General features: G+C 64.3%; 1 protein-coding gene. It reads right to left on the minus strand.

The annotated features are described in order from the left end of the window. Window positions 1-402: Dyp-type peroxidase (locus RhoFasB10_RS25915; RefSeq protein ID WP_346764479.1), on the minus strand; the 402-nt coding region annotated here is incomplete at its 3' end. Window positions 403-414: the final 12 nt, after the last annotated feature.

Here is a 414-nt window from a genome sequence, read left to right on the forward strand (position 1 = left end):
GCATAGCGTCTTGTGCGATTTCTGCGCATCGGCCGGCGCGTCGTCCAGCTCGATGTTGTCGTGCTTGGTGCGGCCGATGATCGCCTCCTGCGCCTCGGTCTTCTGCGCGCGCCACGCATCGAGGTTGTGCAGGTACTTCTGCACCACCACGTAGCTGCCACCTGCGTGGTCCGGATCCTCGTCACCAACAATCGTGGCTTCGGGCAGCGACAGTCCTTCCGGATTGGCGGTGCCGTCGACGAAGTCGAGCAGGTCGCGGCCATCGAAATAGCGGAAGCCGGCCACGTCATCGACTGCTTCCACCGCATCGCCGAACGCCATCAGCAGGTTGCGCTCGAACGCCACGATCAGGTCCATGGTGCGTGCGCGGATGTGGTACAGCAGATCGCCCGGCGTGGACACGGCAGTGTGGGT

It is taken from the genome of Rhodococcus sp. B10, from assembly GCF_011770055.1.
In the GTDB taxonomy this organism is placed as follows: Bacteria; Actinomycetota; Actinomycetes; order Mycobacteriales; family Mycobacteriaceae; genus Rhodococcoides; species Rhodococcoides kyotonensis_B.